Source organism: Pseudomonas sp. 3A(2025), assembly GCF_054589175.1.
This window is the reverse complement of record NZ_BAAILM010000113.1, coordinates 583,767-610,038: the sequence shown is the minus strand read 5'-3', so window position 1 is coordinate 610,038 and position 26,272 is coordinate 583,767. Positions and strand designations below refer to the sequence as shown.

22 protein-coding genes and 1 pseudogene are annotated in these 26,272 nt (G+C 60.3%); 9 read left to right on the top strand and 14 right to left on the bottom strand.

What is annotated here, in order from left to right; all coding sequences use genetic code 11:
• Positions 1 to 1,332: an aminotransferase-like domain-containing protein gene (locus ACYP2A_RS29390; RefSeq protein WP_459749432.1), complete on the top strand. Its 1,332-nt coding sequence runs from the start codon at positions 1 to 3 to the stop codon at positions 1,330 to 1,332.
• 33 nt (positions 1,333 to 1,365) lie between these two features.
• Here the strand turns inward: ACYP2A_RS29390 and ACYP2A_RS29385 are convergent, their stop codons facing one another.
• Positions 1,366 to 1,818 (bottom strand): hypothetical protein, encoded by a 453-nt coding sequence (locus ACYP2A_RS29385; RefSeq protein WP_459749431.1) that lies wholly within the window; start codon positions 1,816 to 1,818, stop codon positions 1,366 to 1,368.
• A 303-nt stretch (positions 1,819 to 2,121) separates the two neighbouring features.
• On the opposite strand from ACYP2A_RS29385, the gene ACYP2A_RS29380 reads away from it, so the two are divergent.
• Entirely contained in the window at positions 2,122 to 4,512 is a 2,391-nt protein-coding gene (locus tag ACYP2A_RS29380; RefSeq protein WP_459749430.1) for an S-type pyocin domain-containing protein, read from the top strand.
• Positions 4,509 to 4,781, top strand: a complete 273-nt coding sequence (locus ACYP2A_RS29375; protein ID WP_459749429.1) for an immunity protein — start codon at positions 4,509 to 4,511, stop codon at positions 4,779 to 4,781. Before ACYP2A_RS29380 ends, ACYP2A_RS29375 begins: the two co-directional genes overlap by 4 nt.
• Before the next feature lie 79 nt (positions 4,782 to 4,860).
• Here ACYP2A_RS29375 and ACYP2A_RS29370 read toward each other — a convergent pair.
• Both ACYP2A_RS29370 and ACYP2A_RS29365 read right to left on the bottom strand, forming a co-directional pair.
• Positions 4,861 to 5,412: pseudogene (locus tag ACYP2A_RS29370) on the bottom strand (ureidoglycolate lyase).
• A gap of 3 nt (positions 5,413 to 5,415) precedes the next feature.
• Positions 5,416 to 6,009, bottom strand: coding sequence for a DUF4304 domain-containing protein (locus ACYP2A_RS29365; RefSeq protein ID WP_459749428.1), 594 nt, complete (start codon positions 6,007 to 6,009; stop codon positions 5,416 to 5,418).
• Between the two features lie 139 nt (positions 6,010 to 6,148).
• Between ACYP2A_RS29365 and ACYP2A_RS29360 the strand changes: the two genes are divergently transcribed.
• From ACYP2A_RS29360 to ACYP2A_RS29350, 3 genes are all read left to right on the top strand, one after another.
• Positions 6,149 to 6,664, top strand: a complete 516-nt coding sequence (locus ACYP2A_RS29360; RefSeq protein ID WP_459749427.1) for a sigma-70 family RNA polymerase sigma factor — start codon at positions 6,149 to 6,151, stop codon at positions 6,662 to 6,664.
• Positions 6,661 to 7,632, top strand: coding sequence for a FecR family protein (locus ACYP2A_RS29355; protein ID WP_459749426.1), 972 nt, complete (start codon positions 6,661 to 6,663; stop codon positions 7,630 to 7,632). Before ACYP2A_RS29360 ends, ACYP2A_RS29355 begins: the two co-directional genes overlap by 4 nt.
• A gap of 66 nt (positions 7,633 to 7,698) precedes the next feature.
• Entirely contained in the window at positions 7,699 to 10,104 is a 2,406-nt protein-coding gene (locus ACYP2A_RS29350; protein ID WP_459749425.1) for a TonB-dependent siderophore receptor, read from the top strand.
• Between the two features lie 29 nt (positions 10,105 to 10,133).
• On the opposite strand, the gene ACYP2A_RS29345 is transcribed toward ACYP2A_RS29350, so the two are convergent.
• Together ACYP2A_RS29345 and ACYP2A_RS29340 are read right to left on the bottom strand one after the other, a co-directional pair.
• Positions 10,134 to 11,147: a sensor histidine kinase gene (locus tag ACYP2A_RS29345; protein WP_459749424.1), complete on the bottom strand. Its 1,014-nt coding sequence runs from the start codon at positions 11,145 to 11,147 to the stop codon at positions 10,134 to 10,136.
• 111 nt (positions 11,148 to 11,258) lie between these two features.
• Entirely contained in the window at positions 11,259 to 11,774 is a 516-nt protein-coding gene (locus ACYP2A_RS29340) for a sigma-70 family RNA polymerase sigma factor (protein WP_459749423.1), read from the bottom strand.
• A 174-nt stretch (positions 11,775 to 11,948) separates the two neighbouring features.
• On the opposite strand from ACYP2A_RS29340, the gene ACYP2A_RS29335 reads away from it, so the two are divergent.
• Both ACYP2A_RS29335 and ACYP2A_RS29330 read left to right on the top strand, forming a co-directional pair.
• A complete protein-coding gene (locus tag ACYP2A_RS29335) occupies positions 11,949 to 12,905 on the top strand; it encodes a FecR family protein (protein ID WP_459749422.1) in 957 nt (318 codons plus the stop codon).
• A gap of 95 nt (positions 12,906 to 13,000) precedes the next feature.
• On the top strand, positions 13,001 to 15,370 hold the full coding sequence (locus ACYP2A_RS29330) for a TonB-dependent siderophore receptor (protein ID WP_459749421.1): 2,370 nt from the start codon (positions 13,001 to 13,003) through the stop codon (positions 15,368 to 15,370).
• A 34-nt stretch (positions 15,371 to 15,404) separates the two neighbouring features.
• Here the strand turns inward: ACYP2A_RS29330 and ACYP2A_RS29325 are convergent, their stop codons facing one another.
• The 7 genes from ACYP2A_RS29325 to ACYP2A_RS29295 all read right to left on the bottom strand — a co-directional run bounded on the left by ACYP2A_RS29325 (position 15,405) and on the right by ACYP2A_RS29295 (position 24,513).
• A complete protein-coding gene (locus tag ACYP2A_RS29325; RefSeq protein WP_459749420.1) occupies positions 15,405 to 16,445 on the bottom strand; it encodes a DUF4303 domain-containing protein in 1,041 nt (346 codons plus the stop codon).
• Positions 16,446 to 16,480: 35 nt separating this feature from the next.
• A complete protein-coding gene (locus tag ACYP2A_RS29320) occupies positions 16,481 to 18,880 on the bottom strand; it encodes a TonB-dependent siderophore receptor (protein WP_459749419.1) in 2,400 nt (799 codons plus the stop codon).
• Between the two features lie 93 nt (positions 18,881 to 18,973).
• On the bottom strand, positions 18,974 to 19,888 hold the full coding sequence (locus ACYP2A_RS29315; RefSeq protein ID WP_459749418.1) for a FecR family protein: 915 nt from the start codon (positions 19,886 to 19,888) through the stop codon (positions 18,974 to 18,976).
• Positions 19,885 to 20,403: a sigma-70 family RNA polymerase sigma factor gene (locus tag ACYP2A_RS29310; protein ID WP_459749417.1), complete on the bottom strand. Its 519-nt coding sequence runs from the start codon at positions 20,401 to 20,403 to the stop codon at positions 19,885 to 19,887. Before ACYP2A_RS29310 ends, ACYP2A_RS29315 begins: the two co-directional genes overlap by 4 nt.
• A 125-nt stretch (positions 20,404 to 20,528) precedes the next feature.
• A complete protein-coding gene (locus tag ACYP2A_RS29305) occupies positions 20,529 to 22,988 on the bottom strand; it encodes a TonB-dependent siderophore receptor (protein WP_459749416.1) in 2,460 nt (819 codons plus the stop codon).
• Positions 22,989 to 23,056: 68 nt separating this feature from the next.
• Entirely contained in the window at positions 23,057 to 24,007 is a 951-nt protein-coding gene (locus tag ACYP2A_RS29300) for a FecR domain-containing protein (protein WP_459749415.1), read from the bottom strand.
• Positions 24,007 to 24,513 carry a sigma-70 family RNA polymerase sigma factor gene (locus ACYP2A_RS29295; RefSeq protein ID WP_459749414.1) on the bottom strand — a complete coding sequence of 169 codons (507 nt, stop codon included), beginning with the start codon at positions 24,511 to 24,513 and terminating at the stop codon, positions 24,007 to 24,009. The genes ACYP2A_RS29300 and ACYP2A_RS29295 overlap by 1 nt, the downstream gene beginning before the upstream one ends.
• Positions 24,514 to 24,693: 180 nt before the next feature.
• Between ACYP2A_RS29295 and ACYP2A_RS29290 the strand changes: the two genes are divergently transcribed.
• Positions 24,694 to 25,026, top strand: a complete 333-nt coding sequence (locus tag ACYP2A_RS29290; RefSeq protein WP_459749413.1) for an antitoxin YezG family protein — start codon at positions 24,694 to 24,696, stop codon at positions 25,024 to 25,026.
• Here ACYP2A_RS29290 and ACYP2A_RS29285 read toward each other — a convergent pair.
• Positions 25,023 to 25,388: a hypothetical protein gene (locus tag ACYP2A_RS29285; protein ID WP_459749412.1), complete on the bottom strand. Its 366-nt coding sequence runs from the start codon at positions 25,386 to 25,388 to the stop codon at positions 25,023 to 25,025. The two genes, ACYP2A_RS29290 and ACYP2A_RS29285, sit on opposite strands and share 4 nt — an antisense overlap.
• Before the next feature lie 387 nt (positions 25,389 to 25,775).
• The gene (locus ACYP2A_RS29280) at positions 25,776 to 26,261 is read right to left on the bottom strand and encodes a hypothetical protein (RefSeq protein ID WP_459749411.1); all 486 of its coding nucleotides are present in this window, start codon (positions 26,259 to 26,261) and stop codon (positions 25,776 to 25,778) included.
• Between the last annotated feature and the right edge of the window lie 11 nt (positions 26,262 to 26,272).

Below are 26,272 nucleotides of genomic sequence, written 5' to 3'. Positions count from 1 at the left end.
ATGCCACGCGCGCGCTATAAAACCCTGGTCGATGCCTTGGCCGCCGATATTCGCGCCGGTCGCTTGCTGCCCGGTTCGCGCCTGCCGACCCATCGCCAGCTGGCGGCTCGCGAAGGACTGGCGCTGGTCACCGCCTCAAAGGTGTACAGCGAGCTGCAATGCATGGGCCTGGTCAGTTGCGAGACCGGGCGCGGAACATTCGTGCGTGACACTTCGTTGCCACCAGGGCTGGGCATCGACCAGAAAAACGTAGCCGTCGGCATGGCCGATCTGAATTTCAATTACCCGGCCCTGCCCGAACAGGCCGAGTTGCTGCGTACGGGTCTGCGCCAACTGGCGGCGACCGGTGATCTTGAGGCGCTGCTGCGTTACCAGCCGCATGCCGGTCGGCCGCATGAACGAGCCTGTGTCGCGCGGCATCTGGCCGCGCGCGGGCTGACGGTGCAGGCCGAACAGGTATTGCTGGTCAACGGCGCGCAACAAGGTTTGGCGGTGACGTTGATGGCGCTGTTGCAACCGGGCGATGTGATCGCGGCGGACGCCTTGACCTATTCCGGGTTCAAAGTGCTGGGCGAAGCGCTGCACCTGGAAATCGTCGCCATCCCGGTGCTTGAACACGGGCCGGATCTGCACGCGCTGGACACTCTGTGCCGCAACCGGCGGGTGAGGGCGGTGTACAGCATGCCGACCCTGCATAACCCGCTGGGGTGGGTGATGAACATCGAACAGCGTGTTGAACTGGTCGCCATTGCTCGCCGTCATGACCTTTGGATCATCGAAGATGCCGCCTACGCGTTTCTGGTCGAAGACGCGCCTGTGCCACTGGCCAGCCTGGCGCCGGAACGTACGGTGCACGTCTGCGGCTTGTCCAAGAGCGTGGCCACCGGATTACGCGTCGGCTTTATCAGCGCGCCGCCGGACACGGTGCCGGCGTTGGAGCGAATCATCCGCGCGACCACCTGGAACACGCCGGGCGTCTTGACCGCCATCGCCTGCCAGTGGCTGGAAGACGGTACGGTGATGCGTCTGGAAGAACACAAACGCGAGGACGCACAAGCCCGCCAGCGCATCGCCGCCGAGGCGCTGCAAGGGCTGCATTACCTCAGCCATCCGGCGTCGTATTTTCTCTGGCTGCCGTTATACGAAGATGCCCGCGCCGACCGGATCGTCGCCGCGCTTAGCCGCGAGCAGGTGGCGGTGTCCAGCGCCGAACCGTTCGCCGTATCCAGCCATGTACCGCATGCGCTGCGGCTGGCGCTGGGGTCGGTAGATCTGGTGACCTTGCGCACGGCCCTGGAGAAGGTGAAGTGGGTGGTCGAGGCGTATACCTGAATCGTCGCGAACATAGACATGAGCGCGCTTGGTCTAGGTCGCATATTCTGGGACGACCGGCTGCATTAGCAGTCGTACATTCTCAGCGTTTCGACGATTTCTGCGAGTGCTAACACGCTTGGTTGCGGGCAAGCGGCTCCTACGCTCAGTTTCTGGCTGGGCAGCAGTTCGCGCTAGAACAGGCTCTGGGTTTCGATCTGGCTGTCGGTGCCGCCTTTGACGAATGCGCCTTGGATCGAGTAACTGTCGGGGGTAGTTGCCTTTGAAGTGCTGGGTGTAGACGATCACTTGCTTGATGACGCCCGGATGTCCGAAGGCGAGGATGGCCCAATCATTGCCCGGTGTGCGGCGGCAGGCGGTTTCCCTGTTGCCCTTGGGGTTGAGCGGTCGAGGTACTACACGCAATGAACACGCAAGCGGCCAGTTCGGCGACCATGATTTAAATGATCGGACACACCTTCTACCACTGGATACCGGCCCCGGCATCCCGCTCTTTGCGTGCTCACCTACTGTTCTTGATTATGACGCCATGGTCCTTGCGCAATGGAATTGGCGACCGTCCTTTTTATTGTTTTTTGAAGTGCAGCTCGTTTCTTGATCAGTCGAGTGCTTTTTCGAAAGTGCAATGTGTTTTTGAATGCCGCAAGCAGTGGATTTACTGATTGAAGTAGTGGGTAAGACTTCTTGGGTGTGAAATTTTTTGCGGATTTTAGATTGCGGTAACTATGTATTACCAAGGCCTGTTTCAAACTTTGTAAGTTGTTGCCATACAACAGAAAGGAGTTCTGTATGAGTAACAAGAAAGGGCCACAAGGTCCGATGCAGCTTCCACCCAGTTATGTCACTGAAACGGAATATCGTTCGTCCCAGGGTTCTCCAGGAGGAGGTGCTGGGTGGGGATCCTCTATGTGGGGGATGCCTACTCATTCTGGGTACGCCGGTGAGTCACCGACATTCGATGAGGCTAGAGTACAGCTCCATTACGAGTCTGTGCTCTTTGAGGAAAGTCAATTAGATACAATTGCTGAGGAAATTGAATCGGTTGAAAGAAATATAGTTCTTCCTGGTAATGCAACCGCGCTGACCAGAGCTGATCATCAAAAGACAGCTGTCGAGGCTTTGTTGCACCGTAAAACAGTCGAGTATCAAGCCAGTAAAGAAAGGTCTTATGCTTATTATGGTGAGAGTCCGCTAGGCAAAGGGGGGCAGGAGTATAAAAACAGGCATATTGCTCGATCTGCGCACTCTCCGTCTGAGGTACATCCTCATCCTTACACTCTTTGGGAGTCCTCCTATAGAGCAGCACTGGCGGCTCAGACTCAGGAAAAAATTGTCCAGATAGTCACTGCCGAATCCCAACGTATGCACGCGGCGTTTATAGAAGCGCATCGTTTGGAGCATGCACAAGCCGTATTGGTGCATGAAGAACGACTTCGCGTGGAACATGCGCAAGCCTTGTTAAGAGATCAAGAAATACTGCGTGTGGAGCATGCGAAAGCGCTTTTGGTACATGAGGCGCTACTGCGTGAGGAGCATGCTAAAGCTGTTCGCCTTGCGGAGCAAAAGGCGGCCGAAGAGAAAGCCCGACAGCTTGCCGCACAGAAGGCGGCTGAAGAGAAAGCCCGACAGCTTGCCGCGCAGAAGGCGGCTGAAGAGAAAGCCCGACAGCTTGCCGCGCAGAAGGCGGCTGAAGAGAAAGCCCGACAGCTCGCCGCACAGAAGGCGGCTGAAGAGAAAGCCCGACAGCTCGCCGCACAGAAGGCGGCTGAAGAGAAAGCCCGACAGCTCGCCGCGCAGAAGGCAGTTGAAGAGAAAGCCCGGCAGCTTGCCGCGCAGAAGGCGGCTGAAGAAAAAGCTCGGCAGCTTGCCGCGCAGAAGGCAGCTGAAGAGAAAGCCCGACAGCTTGCCGCGCAGAAGGCAACCGAAGAAAAAGCCCGGCAGCTTGCAGAGCAGAAAGAAGCTGGAGAGAAAGATCAGCTTCTAAGGGCCCGTCTCATCCATGCCATGGCGGCGGTTGAAGGATCGTCTCCTGGGCTCCCTAATCCGGTGGGTATTGCACGTACCGCCGTTTCCACCATCCTGAATTCACCGGCAGGCAGAGCGGCGGCCGTGCGGGCGGTAAATTCGCTTACCAAAGCCATTGAAGGCTTCGGTCGGTCGGCGGACGAACTTGGCAACGACCTTGTCAGGCAGTCCACCAGAATGCTGGCGTCGCTGCGGACCACTTTTCAGGACTATGGCGAGTTCTTTTCGGGAAGCATCCCCGCATCGGAGGTCGTACCCCAAAGCTCGCCCGAGCTGTCGCAGATTGCCGCACAAGGCGGCTCTATCGATGTGCCCGGCTGGGCCAGCCTGCTGGGTAGCAACACGATAATCGGCAGCATTGAATTGGCGTCTTCTGACGTCACGGCCGCAGCGCCTGTCGAGGTGCGCAGCGCCACTTTTAATGAGCGCAACAAAACCTGGAGTGTCGCGTTTCCCGGCAACCCTGGCGCCACCTTGATCTGGACGCCCATCGCGCCTCCGATCGACAGCTCCACTGCGCTGCCAGGATCACCTCTGTCAGAAGCCCCCTACATTGGGAAACCGCTATCTCCCGTCGAGCCGGTGATCTCGCCGCTGCCGGCAGCACCGCCCGGCCTGCAAGGTCTGATTACGGTGTTTCCGGCTGATTCCGGGCTGCCGCCGTTGTTTACGGTGTTCAACAGTCCGTATCCGGGGGCAACCTTCAAAGGTATATACAGTGGTCGGTACTATAATCCCAAGAAGGCAGGTGGGCCGATATTGAGTTTGAGCTGGGTGGGTGCGACAGTGACTCAAGAGGGTATTGCGCTTGTGAAATTACATACTGGGCGTTTGGATTATTCAGCAGCGAACGACGTGATGATTACGCGGCTTGAAAAAATTCTGAAAGGTGAACTGCAAATCACAGATACGGATAAGCGTTATTATACCCACGAGATTCGAGAGTTGGAGCGGTACCGGGCAATTGGGGTGTTGGATGGTCCTGTGCCACAAGAAATAAAAGGTGAGGTTTGGAATAACGCCCATGCAGCCACATTAGAGGATTTTAAGTTGAAGGATGATTCAGGACTTTTTTATACAAATGAGGCGAATGCTGCTCATGAAAAGCATGAGCAAAAGGAGTTGGAGGATTTTCAAAGAGGGCTATTTAAATGAATGTTATAGAGGAAATAGTAAAGGGTGAACCTGTGGAAGATGTGTTGACTGCATTTTCTTTGAAATTTGGATTTCAAACAATTGATGGGATGTACATTAGATATAATAGAGGTGTTGTTTTAAGTGGTGAGTTGTTTTCGGTGTATCAGCGGCTTATAAGTGAAGGTGTGCTGGCTTATGGTGGAGAACCGCATCTGGTGAGGGGGCCTAACTGGAAAGAGCCAGCATTTGTGCGGAATGATAAATATAATCAGCGTGGTAAGGAGTGATCTTTCTTGCAAATAACCTCGGTGAGTGAAATACTCGCCGAGATTTTTTGATTAAGCCAGATCAGTGCGATCAAGGCTCTCAAACCTGCCAATTCAAATCAGGCTCCAACTCCCAGCACTGCTGCTCAACAAATAAAAACTCATCGCAGTTATTCCCCTCACCACTGCGATCCACAACCAGAAAATCCTCCTGTGCTTGCAAGCTCAGGACCGGGTGGTGCCAGACGCCGTGATGGTAGTTGATACCTTGTTTGCCATTGGTAATAAAAGCGCGAATCAACGCCGGGTCTGGTTCTTCACCCACAGGCGCGACCACAATCATAAAGTGATTTTACTGCAGTAGGATAAACGCTTGGCTGTCCAGCGGATGGCGTTCGAGCGTGGTGATGGTCAACGGCCACTTCAGTGTCCAGGCGCGGAAGATGCTGATGATCTCCGGATCGTCGGGCGTAGCAGTTTGTAGCTCGGCCAGGCGGTGGTAGCGCTGGGTCGGGCCGTTGTTGATTGCAAAGTGCGCGCTGCCTTCGGTTTTGATCACGTCGTCGAAGGGGGCGAAGACGTGTTTGGTCAATGGTCGATAATCAGGTTGCGCATGGGTGGTTCTTCTGTGGGTACGTAGTAGTTGGCACAAGCTCTATCCGGCCAACACCTGCGCCAGCTCGGCCTTCAATATCGTGGCGCGCTCCGGTGCTCGGGCCAGGCCGATTTCAACCAGCGAGCGAGCACGTTCATGCTGGCCAAGGTGCGCGGCAATCCGCGCCAGATGCAAAGCGCTGCGGGCATGAATGGCATCCGCATCGACCTCACGCAACAGCAGCGCCTCATAGCTCTGCGGGTAGAAAGCGTGCTGCGCAAAGAACGCCCGGCCCACCCGCTGCCATTCACTCACTATGAACGCGATGGTTTCTTCGGCCTGTTCCTCGCTGTCTCCATACGCCCAGCCAAACGCCGCGCCGGCGGGTGAGTCTATCCGCCCACGAAATACGCAATGCGCTTCTTCCAGTTTCTGGGGCTGCACCGCCAGCCCACCCTCGGCCGGCAGAAAGTCCAGGTGCGCGCCCAGGTTCAGGTAGCACTGCTCGCCGCCTCGTGAACCCTGCACATTGAACACATGGATCAACGGCCCATCGATGCGCCGCAAGGTTTGCCCCGAGCCTTTGAAGCCCTCGGCACGCAGCACGGGGTAGAGTTTCTGCGCCAGCAGTTTGAAGAATTCGCTGCGGTTCATCGGTCAGGGCTTCCAGCCAGATCAAGCCATGTTTTTAAAGGCCGGGCGCTGTTGAGTCAACGCGTCAAACCGATTGCACGATTGCAAGCCAAGACGCCATCACAGTAATATCTAATGATTCTCAATTGCGCCGATCGTCATGAAACCCAATCCTCACGCCCAAGCCGAGACCCTCGACGCGCTTTACCGTGGCTATCACGGCTGGCTATTGGGCTGGTTGCGGCGGCGCATGCAGTGCTCGCACAGTGCCGCCGATGTGGCGCAAGACACATTCTTGCGCTTGCTGTCGGCAGGCCCTTATGTTGCACCGCGTGAGCCGCAGGCGTATCTGGCCACCGTGGCGCGGCGTTTGCTGATGGACAAGGGCCGGCGTCGACGGCTGGAAGAGGCCTACCGCGAAGAACTGGAGCGCGGCATCGAGCACCTGGAACAGGCACCGTCGCCGGAGCAGATTCTGCAGGCGGTGCAGATTCTGGAGCGTATCGACCGGGCACTGGCGCGCATGAAACCGCGGGTGCGCGAGACCTTTATCCTGCGGCATCTGGACGGCCTGAGTCAGGAGCAGATCGCCCAGCGTCTTGGCGTCTCGATCCGTACCGTGCAGGTCGATCTGGTCGAGGCGCTGCTGGCCTGTGATCGCGCGGCCAACCCATGAGCCTCAATACTTCGCTGCCGACTTCACTGCTGCGCCAGGCCGCTGAATGGCTGGTGCAACTGGATCATCAACGCGACCCGGCCACGCGCCAGGCGTTCGAGGCATGGCTGGAGGCCGACCCACGGCATGTCGCTGCCATTGCGCGTTTGCAAGGTCACCTTGAGCCACTGCGCCAATTGCCGGCGCAATCGGGCGGTACTGCACTGCGCCAGGCCGCCCGGCCACGTGCCGGTGCGCGGACCTTGAAGTCACTGGCGCTGGCGGCGTTGTTGGTCGGCGCGGCCGTGCCGGCCTGGCAATTGAGCCAGCAGGGTTATCTGCTGGCCGACCTGCACACTGCCACCGGCGAGTGGCGCAACGAGCAACTGGCCGACGGCAGCCGGCTGGGTCTTGAAGGAAACTCGGCGGTGGATGTGCAGTTCGATGCCCGGCAGCGAGTGCTGAACCTGCTGCACGGCGAAATTCTGGTCGAGGTGGCCAAGGACGCGCAGCGACCGTTCTATGTGCGCACCCCGCAAGGCAGCATCCGCGCCCTGGGCACGCGCTTTACCGTCGAGCGCCTGGGCGATGCCACACAAGTGACCATGCTCGAATCGGCTACCCAGATCGACAGCGCCGGGCGCAGCCTGACCCTCAAGGCCGGGCAGCAGGTACGCTTCGACGCCAGTGGCCCGCAAGAGGTCAAAACAGTGGACGGCCAGGCGGTGCAGAAGGCCTGGGACGAACACCAGTTGATCGCCAGCGACCAGCCTCTGGCCGAGGTGCTTGAGCGCCTGGCGCGGCATCGGCCGGGCCTGATGCTGTTCGACAAGGACTCGCTGGCCGCGCTGCGCGTCACCGTGATGCTGCCCACCGACGACAGCGAACGCGCCTTGCGCCTGCTGGCGCGCACCTTGCCTATCGAGGTCCGGCAGTACACGCCGTGGGTGACGCGAGTGTCGTTGAAGCCCGACAAAACGCCTCGATAAATTTTCTGCGTGTTTGCGAATCTGAAGCGTCCTCCTTTGGCCCACCCATCAAGGAGACCCGCAATCATGGCTTCATCCTCACGCCCTGCCAGCCTGCTGTTGGCCACGCGCATCATCATCGCCAGCCTGCCACTGAGCGTACCGGCGCTGGCGATTGCGCAACAGCAAGTGCAAGCCTTCGACATTGCCCCCGGCCCGCTTGGCGACGTGCTGAGCCGCTATGCCCAGGCCGCTGGCGCACCGATTTCCTTCGAGTCGCGTCAGGTGGCCGGGCTGACCAGCCCCGGTGTCAAAGGTCAGTACTCGGTGGCCGAAGGCTTTGCCCAGGTGCTGCGCGGTACGGCATTGCAGGCGCGCAACAACGAGGATGGCTTCCAGCTTGAAAGCCAGCCGGTCAACGACGGCTCGATGCACCTGGAGGCGACCAACATTACCTCCAACCAGCTCGGCACCATCACCGAAGACAGCGGTTCCTACACACCGGGCACCATCGCCACGGCAACGCGTCTGGTACTGACGCCGCGCGAAACGCCGCAGTCGATCACCGTGGTCACCCGCCAGGTGATGGACGATCTGGGCCTGGAAAACCTCGATGACGTGATGCGCCACACGCCGGGCATTACCGTCTCGGCCTTCGACACCGACCGCAATAACTACTATGCCCGCGGCTTCTCGATCGAGAACTTCCAGTACGACGGCATTCCCACCACGCGCAACTCGGCCTACTCGGCCGGGCAGACGCTGAGCGACACTGCCATCTACGACCGCATCGAAGTGCTCAAGGGCGCCACCGGCCTGTTGACCGGCGCCGGTGGTCCTGGCGGCACCATCAACCTGATCCGCAAAAAGCCCACCGCCGAGTTCAAGGGCCACGCCGAACTGGGGGCTGGCAGTTGGGACAACTACCGTTCCGAACTGGACGTCAGCGGTCCGCTGACCGACACCGGCAACGTGCGCGGCCGTGCGGTGGCGGCGTATCAGGACAAGCACTCGTTCATCGATCACTACCAGCGTAAATCCAGCGTTTACTACGGCATTCTGGAAATCGACCTGACCCCCGACACATTGCTCAGCGTCGGTGCCGATTATCAGGACAACGACCCGAAAGGTTCGAGCTGGTCGGGCAGCAGCCCGATCTACGACAGCCAGGGCAATCGCATCAGCACCTCGCGCTCGTTCAACAATGGCGCCGAATGGAGCCGCTGGGAGCAATACACCCGCACCGCGTTCGCCACCCTGGAACACAGCTTCGCCAACGGCTGGGTCGGCAAGGCGCAGTTCAACCACCAGATCAATGGTTACTACGCACCGCTGGGTTCGATTCAGGGGCGTCCCAACGCCGCCACCGGCCTGACCTCGGTATATGGCAACAAGTACACCGGCGAAACCACCACTGACTCGGCAGACGTGTATTTCAGTGGCCCGTTCTCGCTGTTCGGTCGCGAGCATGAATTGGTGATTGGCGGTGCGGCCTCCAAGGCGCACTGGAAGGGCAAGTCGTACTGGAGCCCGGTCTACACCAACAACGTCCACGACTTCTGGAGCTGGGATGGCGACAGCATCGAGCCCGACTGGGGCCAGCCCAACGGCTACACCGACCAGACCACCTGGCAGACCGGCGGCTACATCACTTCGCGTTTCAGCCTTACCGATGACCTGACCCTGATGCTCGGTACGCGCCTGGCCAACTACAAGATCACCGGCACCGACGACACCCGCGAGACCGGCCGGCTGGTGCCGTATGTGGGGGCCATCTACGACCTCAATGAACAGCTGTCGCTGTACGCCAGCTACACCGATATCTTCCTGCCGCAAACCTACTACCGCGACCGCACCAACAAGATTCTCGAACCCGATGAAGGCCAGAACTACGAGCTGGGCATCAAGGGCGAGTTCCTCAACGGCCGCCTGAATGCCAGCCTGGCGTACTTCGAAGTACACCAGGACAACCGTCCTGAATCGGACGATGCCTACAACGCCAACCCGACCAACCCGGACCTGTATGACGCCTATTACGGCATCACCGCCACCACCAAAGGCTTCGAGGCCGAGCTGTCTGGCGAACTGGTGCCCGGCTGGAACCTGCTGAGCGGCTACACCCACAAGATCGTGCGTGACCAGCACGGCGACAAGGTTTCGACCTGGGAGCCACAGGACCAGCTCAATTTCTACACCACCTACAAACTGCAAGGTCCGCTGGAGCGCCTGACCGTCGGTGGTGGTGCCCGCTGGCAGGGCCAGGCCTGGCAAATCGTCAACAACCGCGCCAAAGGCACGATGGAAAAATTCGCTCAGGACGACTTCTGGCTGGTGGACCTGATGGCCCGCTACAAGATCACCGACAACCTCTCGGCCACGGTCAACGTCAACAACGTGTTCGACAAGAAGTACTACACCAACGTCGGCTTCTACACCTCGGTGTCGTACGGCGACCCGCGTAACGTGATGTTGACCACGCGCTGGGATTTCTGATTCATGGCAGTCGCCGTTCAGCGCGCCGTCTAACTGAACGACACCTCGACCACCGTGCCGTTCTCATCGCGCCAGGTCGGTGTGGCGCCCAGTTGGGCGGCGAAGCTGCCGATGATTTTCAGCCCCAGGCTTTGCCGGCCCGCTGCCGCGTCGGGTCCTGCGAAACCCTTGCCGTCGTCGGTCACGCGCAGGCGAAAGCCGTCGGTTGGCAAGTGCTCCAGCGATACGCGAATAATGCCCGGCCGGCCGGCGTTGAAGGCGTGCTTGAGGGCGTTGGTCACCAGTTCGGCGACCAGCATCGACAGGGTGGTCAGGCGGGTCAGGTCCAGGCGCACATCGCTGGGTTCGACCAGGCACTGGATGTGGTGCTGGCCGCTGACGCTGAGCAGGTCTTCACACAACTCTGCCAGGCTGGCACTGGCTGGCAGATCGGCGCGGCTGGGGTCGTACAGGCGCCGGTGAATACGCGAGATGTTTTGCAGGCGCTGTTGCGCATCGTTGAGCACGTCCAGGGCATTGGCGCCGCGTTGTACGTTCTGCTTGCCGATGTACAGGATGCTGGAAATGAACTGCATGTTATTGGCGACCCGGTGTTGCAGTTCGGTAAACATGACGTTTTGTTGTTCGTAAAGCTGGCTGATGACCTGCTTGTCGCGACGCAGGCGTGTGCTGCTGCGTTGCATGTAATGAATCAGGGCAATATCGACGCTGACGATAAAGGCATAAAAGCCTAAAGCCAGCAGATCGCCGCCCTTGGTCGAGAACGGCTCGCCCGGCGAGATAAACCAGCCCCATGCCGCGATTCCCGACAGCACCGCGCACAGAATACCGGGGCGGGTGCCGCAAAAAAACGCGGTCAGAATCACCGCCGGGAAAAACGTCAGGTAAGGAAAGCCGACCGGCAAGTCGTCCATCAACAGAATGCGTGCGTACACACTGACGATGAACACGCCGAGGCTGGTCGCATAGGCAAGCCACACGCGGTTGCGCAGCAAGGCCGCGAAGGTTACGACGCGTTGCAGAATGGGCTGTGTTTCAGACAAGCAGTTCCCCAGGTCGCTGCGGGCAAAGAAGGGCCGGTAAAGGATGGTCAGGCAGTGGCAGGCCCGGCATCCTATATCAGCCGCCTGGTGAGCGGGGAGGTATTTTCGGGTCTAGAGCACTTCGCGGCAATGCAGCACTGCCTCGTTGACCAATGCACTGACCAGCGCCGGGGAAATGCCCAGGGCGTCGGCAATTTCGCGTTGTTTCATGCCATGGATACGACTCATCTCGAACACCTGGCGGGTGCGTTCGGGCAGGTCGGCCAGGGCCTCGCAGATACGCTCGAGCAATTGCCGGTCGGCTATCTGTTCTTCGGGAGAGCGTGTGCTGCTCGGGGTTGCGCACGTGGTTGCATGGATCTGCTCCAGCAGCCGCTCTTCAAGTTGTCGGCGCCGGTAATGGTCGATCGACAGGTTGCGCACGATGCGCGACAGGTACGACGCCTGTGAGCGGATCTGGCTGTCCTGACCGGCATCGTCCATTTTCATGAAGGCCTCATGCACCACGTCTTCGGCCTGGCTGCGACAGCCGGTGATCCGCAGGGCCAGGCCGATCAGGCGATATCGTTGCGTGAAGAACATGTCAAGCAGCGAAGTTCCTGCTCCGGTCGTGCCCGGCTTGCGCATGCGACACCTGTGATCCCGTGTGGTGCTGTGAGAGGGCCGAAGAGCCCCGGTGGACGCAGAATTTATGCTGAATAATAACGATTTTCAACAACTATCCTTGCTCACCGCGCCGCATCGCCGCAACACCGGTGCATGGGATAGACTGCCGGCATATTTATTCTGACTCCTGCCACGATGTCCGAACTTCCACGACAACCCGATCCGGTCAGCAAGGCCGCTGCCGACTGGTGTGTGCGTCTGCATTTCGAGGAGTGTTCCGAGGCTGACCGCAAGGCCTTCCTGCGCTGGTACCACGAGCACGAACGACACGCTGCCGAATATGCGCTGATCTGCCGGATCTGGTCGGTCAGCGAGCAACTGCCGTTCGCGACGCAGGCCGCCCGGCCAGTGCGGCGCCGGCGTTTTGTGCAGGCGGCTCAGGCCGCAGCGGCGGTGCTGGTGCTCGGCGTGTGCTGGGCCGCTGGCTGGTCTGCCGGCTGGTTGCCGGGCAATGCACGTTACTACGCAGCCTCAGACGCCCGCCGTCCTGTCGTGCTGCCGGACGACAGCCGTGTGGAGCTGAACCGTCATAGCTCGCTGATTTATCTGGCCTACCGGCAGGAGCGGCGTGTGCAGTTGCACGATGCCGAGGCATTCTTCGATGTCGCACGCGATGCGCAACGGCCCTTTGTGATCGACACCGACAACGCCGAGGTGCGGGTCACCGGCACCCATTTCAATATCTGGAGTGCAGCACAGGCCACCACGGTCACGGTCAGCGAAGGCCGGGTCCTGGTCACGCCTCACTCCGCAGCCGCCGAGCCCCCGGTGGAATTGACGGCGGGGCTGCATGCCCGTTTCAGCCAGGGAGCCGCCGCGCAGGTCAGCCGGGTCGACCCTGTCGCATCCCAGGCCTGGCGCAGCGACCGGTTGATGTTCGACGCCACGGCATTGCGTGATGCCGTGCCCATGATGAACCGCTACCTGACGCGGCCCTTGCAGTTGAACGACGATGCCCTGGGTGAGTTACGCCTGGGCGGCACGTACAAGACAGCCGACCTGGAGCGGCTGATCAGCGAATTGCCACGCATCCTGCCGCTCAGCATCCGCGAGCATGAAGGCGTGCGGCTTGTCGGGCCTGTTCGCCGCTAAAGCGACTCCTACAGATCTACCCACTATTTTCTGAACGTTTTGCTCCTCCATTCGTCGGTCCGGCATCTGCATAACGACAAGACCTTCGGAGCATCATGGACAAGCAAACATTCAAGCGGCGCTGGTCGGCAAGCCTGGGCGCAACCTTGCTGGGCAGTATGCTGGCCGCCGCCACGCCGGCGCTGGCGCAACCTCTGGCGCTGAACATTCCGGCCCAGTCCCTGGCCTCGGCCCTGAGCCTGCTGAGCAATCAGGCCAGCCTGCAAATCATCTATAACCAGGACCTGGTCATCGGCCTGAGCAGCCGTCAGGTGGCCGGGCAGATGGAACCGGAGCAAGCGCTGCGCCAGTTGCTGGCCGGTACCCGGATTCGTTACAGCATCGACGGGCCGTACGTGACCTTGCTGGCCGTCAGCGAAGATTCGACCCTGCAATTGCCGGTCACCACCATCGGTGGCCAGGCCTACAGTGCCGTGACCGCCGAAGACGGCTATGTGGCCAAGCGCGGTACCGCCGGCACCAAGACCGACACCGCACTGGTCGAAACGCCGTATTCGGTCTCGGTGGTGACCCGCCAGCAGATCGAGGCCCAGCAGCCCAAGACCGTTTCCCAGGCACTGCGCTATACGCCCGGCATCAATACCGAGCTGGCCGGGCCGCAGTTCGTCACCGACCAGATGACCATCCGCGGTTTTCAGCAAGGCACCGGGCGCATGCTGCGCGACGGCACGCGCACGTTTTTGCCCAACTTTCTCGGTTGGGACGCGCCGGAGCCTTACGGCCTGGAGCGCATCGAAGTGCTGCGTGGCGCCAGTTCGGTGTTGTACGGCGCGGCCGATCCGGGCGGGCAGATCAACCTGATCTCCAAGCGTCCCACCGTGCAACCGCTGCATGAGGTGCAACTGCAAGGCGGCAATCATGATTACCGCCAGGGCGCGCTGGATCTGGGAGATGCCATCGACGACGAAGGCGTCTGGAGCTATCGGCTGACCGGGCTGTTGCGTGAAGGCGATGCGCAGACCGGGCACATCACCAATCGCCGGCAGTTTCTGGCACCGTCGCTGAGCTATCGGCCCGACGAGAACACCGAACTGACCCTGCTGGCCGAGTATCAGAAACAGACCGGCAACTTCGCCAACGCCTTGCCGGCTGCCGGTACGCTCAATCGTGATGCACGGGGCCGGTTGGGCCGCGACACCTATGTGGGCGACAGCGCCTATGACTTCATGACCAACGAGAAGACCTCGCTGGGTTATGTGTTCGAGCATCGTTTCGATGAGGTGTGGACGGTGCGCCAGAACCTGCGCTACAGCGACTATCGCCAGGCCAGTTCTGAATTGGCGATCTTTGGCCCGGCCGGCGATCAGTTCTCGCGCTATAACGATCAGCGCAGTGGCAATGGCCGGCTGTTCACGCTGGACAACCAGATCCAGGCCAACTTCTCCACCGGCCCCATCGAGCACACGCTGCTGGCAGGTGTCGACTACAACGACGGCGTGTTCAAGCAAAAGCAGACGCTGGATTTCGTGCTGCAAACCTTTGACCTGTTCAACCCGGTCTATGGCCAGCCACTGACGTTCCTGCCGTTCAGCTCTGCCGATTACGAACAGAAGATGAAGCAGACCGGTGTTTATCTGCAGAACCAGTTCAGGTTTGACCAGTGGGTGCTGTTGCTCGGTGGTCGCTACGACCAGGCCGTGGACCAGAACGACGCCCGCTCGCCGCAGACCCTCACCGACGAAGCCTTCAGCGGCCGTGCTGGCCTGCTTTATCTGTTCGATAACGGCCTGGCGCCGTACATCAGCTACAGCGAGTCCTTCTTGCCGGTGGCCGGATTTACCGCTGACAGCTCCCCGCTCAAACCCGAGCAGGGTCGCCAGTACGAGATCGGCCTGAAATACGAACCGCCCGGCGCTAACAGCCTGTACACCCTTGCCGCATTCGACCTGACCCGCCAGAACTACACCGAAACCGTCGCCGGTTTCAGCCGCCAGGAAGGCGAAGTGCGCTCACGCGGTATCGAGCTGGAAGCGCGTACCGAGCCTGTTCAGGGCCTGAGCCTGATCGGCAGCTACACCTGGAATGACGTCGAAGTCACCCGCTCCGAGGCCGGCAACAAAGGCAATACACCGTTCCGGGTTCCCGAGCACATGGCCTCGTTGTGGGGCATCTATACCTTCCAGAGCAGCCCGCTCAATGGCTTGAGCCTGGGCGCCGGCACGCGCTATGTCGGCAGCACCTATGGCGACACGGCCAACAGCTTCAAGGTCGACAGCTTCACGGTGGTCGACGCACAAGCCAGCTATAAGCTGGGCAAGCTCGACGCCAGGCTCGATGGCGCCGAACTCTCGCTCAACGCCAGCAACCTGTTCGACAAACGCTATGTGACCGGCTGCTATAGCGACGTGGGCTGTCAGTACGGGCAACAACGCACGGTGTATGGCACGGTGGGGTATCGCTGGTAAGGCAGGGTTGCAAACCTGAGAAGCCAGGCGCTTCTCAGGTCTGTGCCTGTGCCTCTTCAATCGCCAGCCTCAGTTCCGGGCGTTGTTCCAGCAAACGTTGCAGTGGCGCTGGGTCCAGCACCACCGGGTGTGCACCTCGCGAGCGGAAACTGCCGAAGTTGGCGCAAAAGCCGCTGACAGCAATGTCCGCCGCTTGCTCGATCAGCCAGTCGTAATCGCCCAGATACCCCAAAGATGTAGCGCACCAGTTGCGCAACGGCGGCTGGTCGGTGTGCAGGGCTTGTTGACGCAGGGCATCGATCACGATCGGATCGGCACAGCCTGCCAGGCCCAGAATACGGGCGGCGGATGTAGCCTCTTTGTGGTGCTTCAATTGCTCGAGCAAACCCGCTTGCGCCACGCTGCCATGTGCAATCAGCCAAGGCTCGGCGACTTCGCAGGAGACGCCGTCAAAGCGGTGCAAGCGGCTTAAATAGAACGCCGCCTGCTCAGGCAACGGCAGCGTACTGACGTGTTTAAGCGTGTTCTCGATGTCCAGTTCAACCGGGAACAATGCTTCAAACTGCTCACGGCTGATACTGCGTTTGGCCAGCGCGATATCGCCGCCAAAATCGTGAAAGATCACCACGAAGTGTTCGGTCACGCCCGGATGCCCGCTGAAATGCTTGCCCAGCGCCCGCGCGGCCCGTGCCACAGTCACCAGGAAACGCCGCTCGGCGCTGCGCCACTCGCCAGCGCCCGCGCGAGTGGCAAAGGCTTGCAGCGGCTCATCCAGCGCGATCAGTTCTGCGCTGGCGTAGTCATCGACATCCCAGTCCCACTGCCAGTCCGCCGGGTTCCATTTCACCGAACTGAAGCTTTGATCCTGCGGGTCAGGATCGTTTTCTTCGAGGGCTTGCAGGCTGTTGGCGGCGAAGGAGGGCAGTGACAGCACTGCATCCTCTTCGCGATAGCTGGCATGAAAGGCGGCGGCATACAGCGGGCCTTCGCCTTGATCGAGATGCGCTTGTAGAACCTGCCGCGCCGAGTCGAACAACTGATGTTCAAGAGCTTGCCAGTTCATGGTCAGGCGCATTGAAGAATCCTTATCGATGATCGCAGCGGGGCATGTTACCAGTCGTACGACACTTCCAGCGCGGCCACGCGTTCCTGGCCGTAATAGCAGCCGAACGAGTAATTGCAGCTTGATACGTACTCACGATCAAACACGTTCTGCACGTTCAGGCGAGCTTGCATGCCGCGCAAGTCGGGGGACGCTTTGCCCAGGTCATAGCTCACCGTCGTGTCATAGACCACAAAGCCCGGCACTTCGAAGCTGTTGGCGGCGTCGCCCTGTTTACGTCCTGTGTAGCGGGCGCCGGCGCCAAAGGTCAGGCCGTTGATGACGGCCTGGGTGAAGTGGTAGTCGATCCACAAGGCCGCTGAAACCGGTGCTTGTGTCTCGTTGCGGTTGCCCTTCGTGTCGTCAGTGGTCTTGGTGTAGAACGAGTCGAGGTAACTGGCCGACGCCAGTACATCAACGTTGGCAATACTGGATTTGACTTCCAGTTCGACGCCGCGCGTGCGCACCTCTCCAGACGCTGCCGAGTACTGCGGGTAGAGGGTGTCGCCGGTCAGGACGTTCTTCTGCTTGAGTTGAAACACGGAGGCGGTGATCAGCGTCCGTTCCAGCGGCTGGTATTTCACACCCGCTTCGTATTGCTCGCCTTCGGTGGGGTCGAAGGCTTTGCCGCCGCGTTCTGGCGCCTGGGTGCCGAGCGTCGGCACGAAGGACTGCGAAAAACTGACATAGGGCGCCAGACCAAACGTGGTGACATAGGTCAGTCCCGCACGGCCGGTGAACTTGTGATCACGCTGTTCGGTGACGGTACTGGCGACCAGGTCCTTGTTGTCGATTTCGGCCCAGTCATGCCGGCCGCCCAGGGTCAGTATCCAGTTGTCCAGTTTGATCTGGTCCTGCAGGTACACGCCGACCTGTTTGACGCTGTTGTCCCAGCGCGTGTCCAGCGTGGGCAGCAGGCTGCTGGTGTCGTAGTTATTGTTGGCACCGTACAGGTTGATCGGCAAGACGTTGTAAGCGTTGTAGCCGTGGTACTTGCGGGTGAACTCGCGGTAGTCCACACCGGCCAGCGCGGTATGTTGCAGGGCGCCGGTGTTGAAGGTGTACTCCAGGTTGTTATCGACGGTGTAGGTGGTGTTGTGCTGTTGCCAGTCGAGTTTGACGCGATTGGCCTGGGTGTAATCGGTCACGTCGCCTTCGCTGACAAAGCTGCGCAGGTAGAAGCCTTTGTAACGGTCGTTCAGGTCGATGTAGCGCGCGCTGGAGCGAAACTTCAGCTCATCATTGAAGCGATGACTAAAGTCGTAGCCGACCATCCATTGATCACGCTTGTAGTCGTTCCAGGCCGAATCACCGGAGAAAAAGTCGCGGTCGATGCGCTGGCCGTTGGGGCCACGCTCCAGCGCGCCGATGCGCGGCACGGCCTGATAATCGGCCGCGCCGTCATCACGCTGAACGTGAGCGAGCACGGTCAGCGAGGTCTCTTCATTGGGCGCCCAGGTCAGGCTCGGCGCCAGCAGCATGCGCTCGCTGTGCGCGTGCTCGACCTGCTCATTGCCCTTTTTGACCACGCCGATCAGCCGATACGAGAATTCCCTCGCGTCATTGAGCGGCCCGCGCGTATCGACAGCACCATTGACCCGGCTGTAACTGCCGGTGCCCAGTTTGACCTGAGTGCGCTGTTCGGTGGCCGGGCGCTTGGAGACCAGATTGATCAGGCCACCCGGCTGGTTCTGGCCATACAGAACGGAAGCAGGGCCCTTGAGCACTTCAATGCGCTCCAGCGTGTAGGGATCGATCTGCGGCGCGCCGCCGAGACTGCCGGCATACGCCAGGTAGGCGCCGTCCAGATACAGCGGCGTAGGTGCAAAGCCACGACTGGAGATTTCATCGGCAATCACATTGCGTTCGGTAAAACCACCGGTGTCCAGGCCCGGTGTATAACGCAACGCTTGCGACAGATTACGCGCGCCTTGCGTCTCGACCTGATCGGCCGTCACCACGTTGATCGCCTGCGGGATCTCCAGAATCGGCGTGTCGGTTTTGGTGCCGGTCGCACTGCGGGTCGCCACATAACCGTCCACCGGCCCATACGCCGACTCACCGGCAAGCCCGGAAATAGTCGTTGCATCCAGTTGTACCGCGCTGGAGGAGGCCGGTGCCAGCACCAGCCACAGGTCGCCCTGGCGCTTGAGGATCAGACCGCTGCCGCCCAGTAACTGGCGCAGCGCGGTCTCGACTTCAAAATTGCCCTTGAGGGCCGGCGCGCGGCGGTTGGCGACCAGTTGTTCATCGGCGGCCAGGCTGATACCGGCTTGCTGACTGAACTGGTGCAACGACTGGCTCAATGCCTGGGCTGGCAAGTCGATGTCGAGACTGGCGGCCTGGGCCTGGACCACGAACATGAGTGTACTGGCGACCGCCAGGGCCTTGAACGGAGCGTGAAGCATGGCAGGTGTTTCTCGTTTTAGTGGGCTGATACTCATTGACGCCACCGCGAGAAAAACCCTGATGCCGTGTCGCAGATTTTTATAACGACACGTTTAACGTGGCACCAGCCAGGTCACTCCGTCACGGGTTTGCAACTGCACTTGCGCCAGTTCCGGCAGCGCCTGCACAAACGTTTCGATGTCGTTGAGGCGCACCACGGCGTTCAGGCGCTGCGCCGGCTGACCCTTAACCTGCAAGGGCTGGCGACGATAGCGCGACAGCACGGCGGCCACTTCACTCAGCGAGGCGGCCTCGAAACTCAGGCTGCCCTCGGCAAAACTGAACGCTGCCGCTGCTGAACGGCTCAAGCGTTGCAGTTCGCCATTGGCCGTGCAGCGCCCGACCTGGCCGGTGCCCAGCAGCAACGCTGTGTGTTCGTTGCTCAGCCTTACCTGGCCATGCTCGACACTGACCTGTACCTGATCGGCAAAGCGCTCGACCACAAAGCGGGTGCCCAGCACGGTGATCTGCGCCAGCCCCGCGTCCACCGTGAAGGGCCGGCCGGTGTCGCGGCGCACATCGAAAATCGCCCGCCCACGCAGCAGGTACAACTGCCGGGTGCTGGCGTTGTAGCGCACGTGCAGGCGACTGTCGGCGTCGAGCAATACCTGGCTGCCGTCGTCGAGGGCCAGGCGCTGTTGCTCGGCGATGCCGGTGAAATAACGCTGCTGCACACCGTAGCGCTGACGCCACGTCAGCCAGCCGGCCGCGCTGCCCATCAGCAACAGGCCCAGCAGGCCACCACGCATGAAGCGTCGGCGGCCCACACGTTCCATGGCACCGGCCAGCGTGTGGGTTTGCCCGGTGCTGGAAAAGTCGCTCCAGAGCTCACTGAAACTCTGATACTCGGTCGTGTTACGCGGGTCTTCGGCCAACCAGCGGGCGAAGGCCAGTCGCTCGGGGTGGTCGGCGGGCAGGTCGAGCAGACGGGTAAACCAGCGTGCGGCCTGGTGACTGCGGTCGTTCATGGTTGCAGCAGCGCCTTGGCCTTGCGCAGGTCGAGCAGGGCGCGGATCAGGTGGTGTTCGACCATCGACAGGGAAATATCCAGCATGCGGGCGACATCTGCCTGTTTATGACCTTCGATGCGCACCAGCCAGAAAACCTCGCGGCAGCGTGGCGGCAGGCAGTCGAGAATGCGCTGTAAGGCGCTCAGGCGTTGTTGCAGATCGGCCAGGTGCTCGGGCGACGGCGCAAAACCGGCATCACCGCTCTGTTCAATCCACGGTTCCAGCAGGCCTTCGCCTTCAGGCAACGGGTAATAGCGTGCCGCCTCGCGATAGTGATCGGTCAGCACCGAATGCGCGACCTTGCGCAGGTAAGCGTGGGGCTGCTCGATGGCGGTGCGCTGGCTGACCAGCACAAAGCGGATAAAGGCGTCGTGCAGCACATCCATGGCGCGCTGCACGCATTGGGTCCGGCGGCTCAGGCCCAGCAACAGGTCGGTGTAGGCCCAGCGCAGATTGATGCCGTTCCACTCCATGAGCACGCCTCCATGGTTATCGATCAGCGCCGGTACGACGCAAGACGGTGGATGATAGGGAGGCGGCGCGCATGAAGTAAATAGGAATCGTTATGTTTTGTGATGATTTCCGGTTTGCCGGCCGATCACCAGTTGTAAGTCACATCCGCCGTCAACGTACGGCTCTCGCCGTAGTAACAGTCCAGGTCACTGCCGCAACTGCTGACGTATTTCTTGTCGGTCAGGTTCTCCAGATTGAGCTTAACGGCGACGCCTTTGACATGCAGCGGGGATTTTTCCAGGTCGTAGGACAGCATCGCGTCGTAGACGGTATACGACGGAATCTGGAACGCATCTTCGGCGTAATCGGAGCCGTAGTTACCGCGCACATAGCGCACGCCCAGTCCGGCACCAAGACCTGCCAGCGCACTGGCGTCGAAGCTGTAATCAACCCACGCCGAGGTGGTCAGCGGTGGACGCGAGGCCACGGTGCGGCCTTCGCGGCCGTCGTTGCTGCTGTGCCATTTATTCTGGTTGCGCGACACCGCCGCCATCAGGCGCAGGTTATTAGTGACGTTGAGCTTGCCTTCCAGCTCGACGCCGCGTGAGCGTACCGCGCCGCTCTGGATGCTGAACATCGGGTTGCTGAGGTCGTTGGTCAGCATGTTTTCCTGATCGATCTGGTACACCGACAACTGGATAAAGCCATCGATAGCCTTGGGTTCGTACTTGATCCCGGCTTCGTATTGCTTGCCGCTGGTGGGCTCGAACGGGCTGCCGCCGGCGTCGGTGCCGGTTTGTGGCAAGAACGACTCGGCGTAGCTGATGTACGGCGTCAGGCCATTGTCGAACTGATAGCCCAGGCCTGCGCGGCCAGTGAATTTCTCGTCCTTGACGTTGCTGTGGGTGCCGGCCAGCGGCGCCTTGTTATCGGTTTCGGCGACGTCGTAACGACCGCCCAGGGTCAGGAACCAGTTGTTCCAGCGCAGTTGATCCTGCACATACAGGCCGGTCTGCCGGATGGTGTTGTCCCAGCGGTAAGGCGCGGTGAAGTTGAACGCGCTGCCGTATACCGGGTTGTACAGGTCGATGCCGGCACCGCTGCGGTCGTAGCGGCCCAGAAACTGCGAGTTGAAATGGTAGTAATCCAGGCCCAGCAGCACGGTGTGTTCCAGCGCGCCGGTGTTGAATTTCGCCTGGGCGATGTTATCGATGCCGTAGACCTTGTTGGTCTGCGCCCAGTCGACGCCGTAGCGGGTCTGGTAGCTGCGGTCGTTGAGGCCGGTGACCGGGTTGGTCGGGAACGCATAACCATGCAGCGGCGCGGTATAGCGGTCGTCGACGTAGGCGTAGCGGGCGTTCTGCCTGAGGGTCCAGATATCGTTGAGCTCAAAGGCAGCTTCATAGCCGACCACGAACTGCTCGCGGTCGTATTTGTTGACGCCCGGTTCGCCGATGAACAACGAGCGGCTGATCCGTCCGTTGGGGGTGTTGTACAGCGTACCGTAGGCCGGCAAGCCCTGGGCTTCGGGGGTGTCGCGGTCTTTCTGGTACTGGGCGAACAGGGTAATGCTGGTGCGCTCGTCAGGCTGCCAGGTCAGGCTCGGCGCCAGCAGCAGGCGATTCTGATCGGCGTAGTCGATCGACGAGCCGCTGTCGTTGACCACACCGGTCAAGCGATACAGCCACTCGCCCTGATCATCAAGCGGACCTGCGATATCGAAGGCGCCGTACTTGCGGTCATAGCTGCCGCCGCCCAGCTTGATTTCATGCAGCGGCGTGGCGGTCGGGCGTTTGCTGACCATATTGACGATGCCGCCGGGCTGGTTCTGGCCATACAACACCGAGGCCGGGCCTTTGAGCACTTCGATGCGCTCCAGCGTGTACGGGTCGATTTGCAGCGAGCCACCGGTGCTGCCGCCGCCGTAGGGCAGGTGCAGGCCATCGATGTACAGCGGGGTGGGCGAGAAACCGCGCGAGGTCGGTTCGTCGAAAATCTTCACCCGGTCCGAGAAGCCGCCCACGGTCATGCCCGGCGTGTAGCGCAGCGCCTCGGTCACGGTTTTCGCGCCGCGCAGGCTGATCTCGTCCTGAGTGACGACGTTGATGGTCTGCGGGATTTCGCTCAGCGCACTGTCGGTCTTGCTGCCGCTGGCACTGCGTTTGGCGACGATGCCATCGACCGGCCCCCACGCCGACTCGACGGCTGCGCCAGAGATATTCGTTGCGCCCAGGGTCAGCGCATCGCCTGCGCCCGCACGCTTGATCAGGCCGTAGACGCCCTCGCTCAAGCGCACCGCTTCAAGCCCGGAGCCGGCCAGCAGCGTGGCCAGGCCTTGCTCGACGCTGAAGCTGCCATTGAGACCGCTCGACGACAGGCCACGGGTCAGCTCCGGCGCAAACTGCACGGTCACCCGGGACTCGGCGGCAAACTGCGCCAGTGCGCGGGACAGGCTGCCGGCCTGAATGCTGTACGGATGCGCGTTGCCTTGTGGTGCGGCCCAACTGGCAGCAGGCAGGCCATTGAGCGCTGCGGCGAATACGCACAAGGCGAGCAGGCGGTGCTTGCCAGGCGGCGTAGGCGATGAGGTCGATTGGTGACGCATGAAGTGTGTCCTTCGATTATGTTTGCAGATTTAAATCAAAGGACTGACGAGCCTGAAAAAGGGGCCAGTTATTTTTTATTTACCGTAATCCAATAGCGTGTGCGGCTTTCGACCTGCACCGGCAAGGTGGTCGGCAGGGCGGCGAGAATGGCGTCGGTGTTGTCCAGTTGAAAGCCGCCGCTGATGCGCAACCCGCGTGCCGACGGGTCGCAGCGCAACAGGCCGGGGCGATAGCGGCTCAGCTCACGCAGAAAGTTGTCCAGCGGCATGTCGTCGGCGATCAACTGGCCCTTGCTCCACAGGTTGTCCTGCTCAAACGCTATCTGTTTAGGGCCGATGCCGCTGGCATTGAAGCTGACCTGTTCGCCCGCGCCGATCACCGCAGGCGTAGCGCTTAGCGGCGTGACGCGCACCTGGCCTTCGAACACCGCCAGGCGGGTCTGCGCCTCTAGCTGGCGCACGCTGAAACGAGTGCCCAGCGCCTGCATCTGGCCGTGCTGGCTGGTCACCCGTAATGGCCGGTGCACGGGACTGTTACGGTCAGCGCCACTGGTGATCAGCAACTCGCCACGCAGCAGGCGGATCAAGCGTTGATCGGCGCTGAACTGCACATCGATGGCGGTATCGGTGTTCAGGTCGAGCAGGCTGCCGTCGGCCAGTTCGATCTGCCGGCGCTCGCCCACAGCGGTGCGGTAGTCCGCCGTCCATTCCCGCCACGGCGTGGCCCGATACCCCAGGTAACCGGCCGGCAGCACGGCGGCCAGTACCAGCAAAGTCTTGAGGGTCTGGCGCCGCTGGCGATTGAGGGTGCCCATGGCCATGTGCGGTGGCAGCACGCCGAGTTGCTGCTGGATTCGCTGCACCCGCTGCCAGGCGCGTTCATGTTCGGGTTCGGCACTGCGCCAACGCTCGCAGGCTTGCTGCTGGCTGGCGCTGAGCGGGCCGTCGTGCATCAGCATCAGCCAGTGCGCGGCCTGTTTGGCGACTTCACGGCTGATAGGCGACTCATGGGCGGGCATCAGCGTTCCCACTCGAACAGAATGCAGGCCTCGAACGCCTGGGCCATATGACGCTTGACCGTGCGCTCGCCGATATTCAACTGGCGGGCGATCTTTACATAGTTCAGCCCTTCAAGCTGGGCGAGCAAAAATACCGTGCGCACGATGGGCTTGAGGCCGTCGAGCAGTGCATCCAGCTCGGCCAGGGTTTCGCGCATCTGCCACAGCTCCTGCGGCGACAGCGCCAGGGTTTCGGGCATCAGTGCAAGCATGTCCAGATACGCCTGCTCCAGCGACTGACGGCGCAAATGGTCATACACCAGACGCCGTCCGACGGTGGCCAGATAAGCCCGTGGCCGAGCCAGGCTCAGGGGCTCGCTGGCCTTGCGTTGCGCCTGCAGAATACGCACGAACGTATCCTGCGCCAGGTCCGCCGCCTGGGCGCCGCAACCCAGCCGGCGATACAACCAGCCCTTGAACCAGCTGTTGTGCTCTGCGTATAAAAGCCCGAGATGATCGTTACCCACCGGCGCATTCCCTCTAATAGAGGCCCCTAAAGATGTGCGCAAGATAAATGGTAATTATTCTCAAATCAAATGGTGCATGCTCGCTAAATACCGGGCGTGAATCAGCCGATATGTTTAAAGAAGGAAACTTTTACGCATTTGCCGCCTCTGACCGTTTCGTGAAAATGAACCGGGTGATGCATGAACAGGGACGACGACATTTATCAGGAACTGGGTGAGATTCTGCTCGCCATAGTGCCCAAGAACGCCCGCGTGGCGTATCTGGACGCCTGGGTTTCCTATGAAGCCGACCATGCCAGGCTGCATTTCAACTACCTCGACGAGCACGGCGAACTGCAGTGGTTCATGCCGCCCAATGCCCGCACCGACCACGATATTCTGGTGCTGCTGGCCCGGCTGCGTGAATACTTCATGGTCAATGGCCTGTACGCCGACGGCCAGCCCTGGAGCCAGTGCCAGGTCAGCCTGCCGCTGGACAGCGCGAAGATCAGCGTGGATTTCAAATACGATTAGCGGCTGGGGTCATACACCGATAACGCAGCGTCCCAATGGATTTCATGATCCTCGACCGCCACGCGCCATTCACAATCAGGCAGTGCGCTGCGTAAATGGCTCAGGCACTGGCACCAGTGCTGCACGCCGACCCAGGTGGCGTCTTCGGTATTGTCGGGCAGCTTGGTCGAGCCGCTGAAAACGTCGGCCATGCGATTGACCTGAACGTCTAACGATTCCCAGTTCAAGCCTTCGCCGCTGGCCAGATAATCAAGAATTGACTGATCGACGCTAAAACGCCCAATGATCTCCGTGGCTTCGGCGATCTCGGCGGGGCTCAGGGGTGTTTTGCGCTTGGCGCTGTAGTAGATGGAGATGGACATGGTGCCTCCCGATGAATGCGCTGTATTAAACCGTGCATATCATAATCTGGATGCCCAATTGCGCTTGAGCAGCGACCTGTTGCCTTTCTACAGCCATGCGGATGCACGTGCGTTTATCAGAAACCGGCGATCCAGTGCTGGCTGGGCGAGCGTTTTACGCCCATTGGTGCCAAGAGAAACACAAAGGCTCCAGGCAATCGTTGAACTGTAGGGGAGTTCTTGATAGTCTTGGCGCCGTTGACACAGACCGGAACCTTCCTTGAAGGGGTGTCAATTTCGGGACGCAAGTCCTCCCAGCCAGTGAGCGGGATAAGCGACAGCTGAAAGAAAAGGCCGATGCAGAAATCAAAAAAAAGCCCCAAGGCGCAAGCCTTGGGGCTTTTTTTGTTATACGGACTCGCCTTTGTTTCTCTTTTCCAATATGTATCGCACGTTGAACGGCCTGCCCTTGGGCAGAGAATGCCTGCCCCACTGTTCAACTTCATATGCCGAGATGACGAAAATTCTCAGTCGATTGGTGGTGCCCTGAGGCTTGCTGATGGAAAAGAAAATTGCATAGTCATGCAGATCAAGGCAGAAGTAGCGTCTACCGCCTTTTTTACTGTTATGCGGCACTGCACATCCTTCAAAAAAACGACGATCAATGTAGTTATTTAGTTGTTGACTGCATTCGTATCGATCCAGGGAAAAATAGCGAATTTCTCCTTTGTGATGAATCTGCTCACCGCTGCCTTTGTCGTCCGTAAAACAGTGAAGCCCAAACTCGAATCGGACTGTGACTTGCTCGCCCGCAATGGCGTAGACCCGCACGAATGGCTGCAAACGAGCCATGCTGTAAGATTTTCCGTTGACGATCAGGTCTTGCCATTCCATTTTCGACGTGC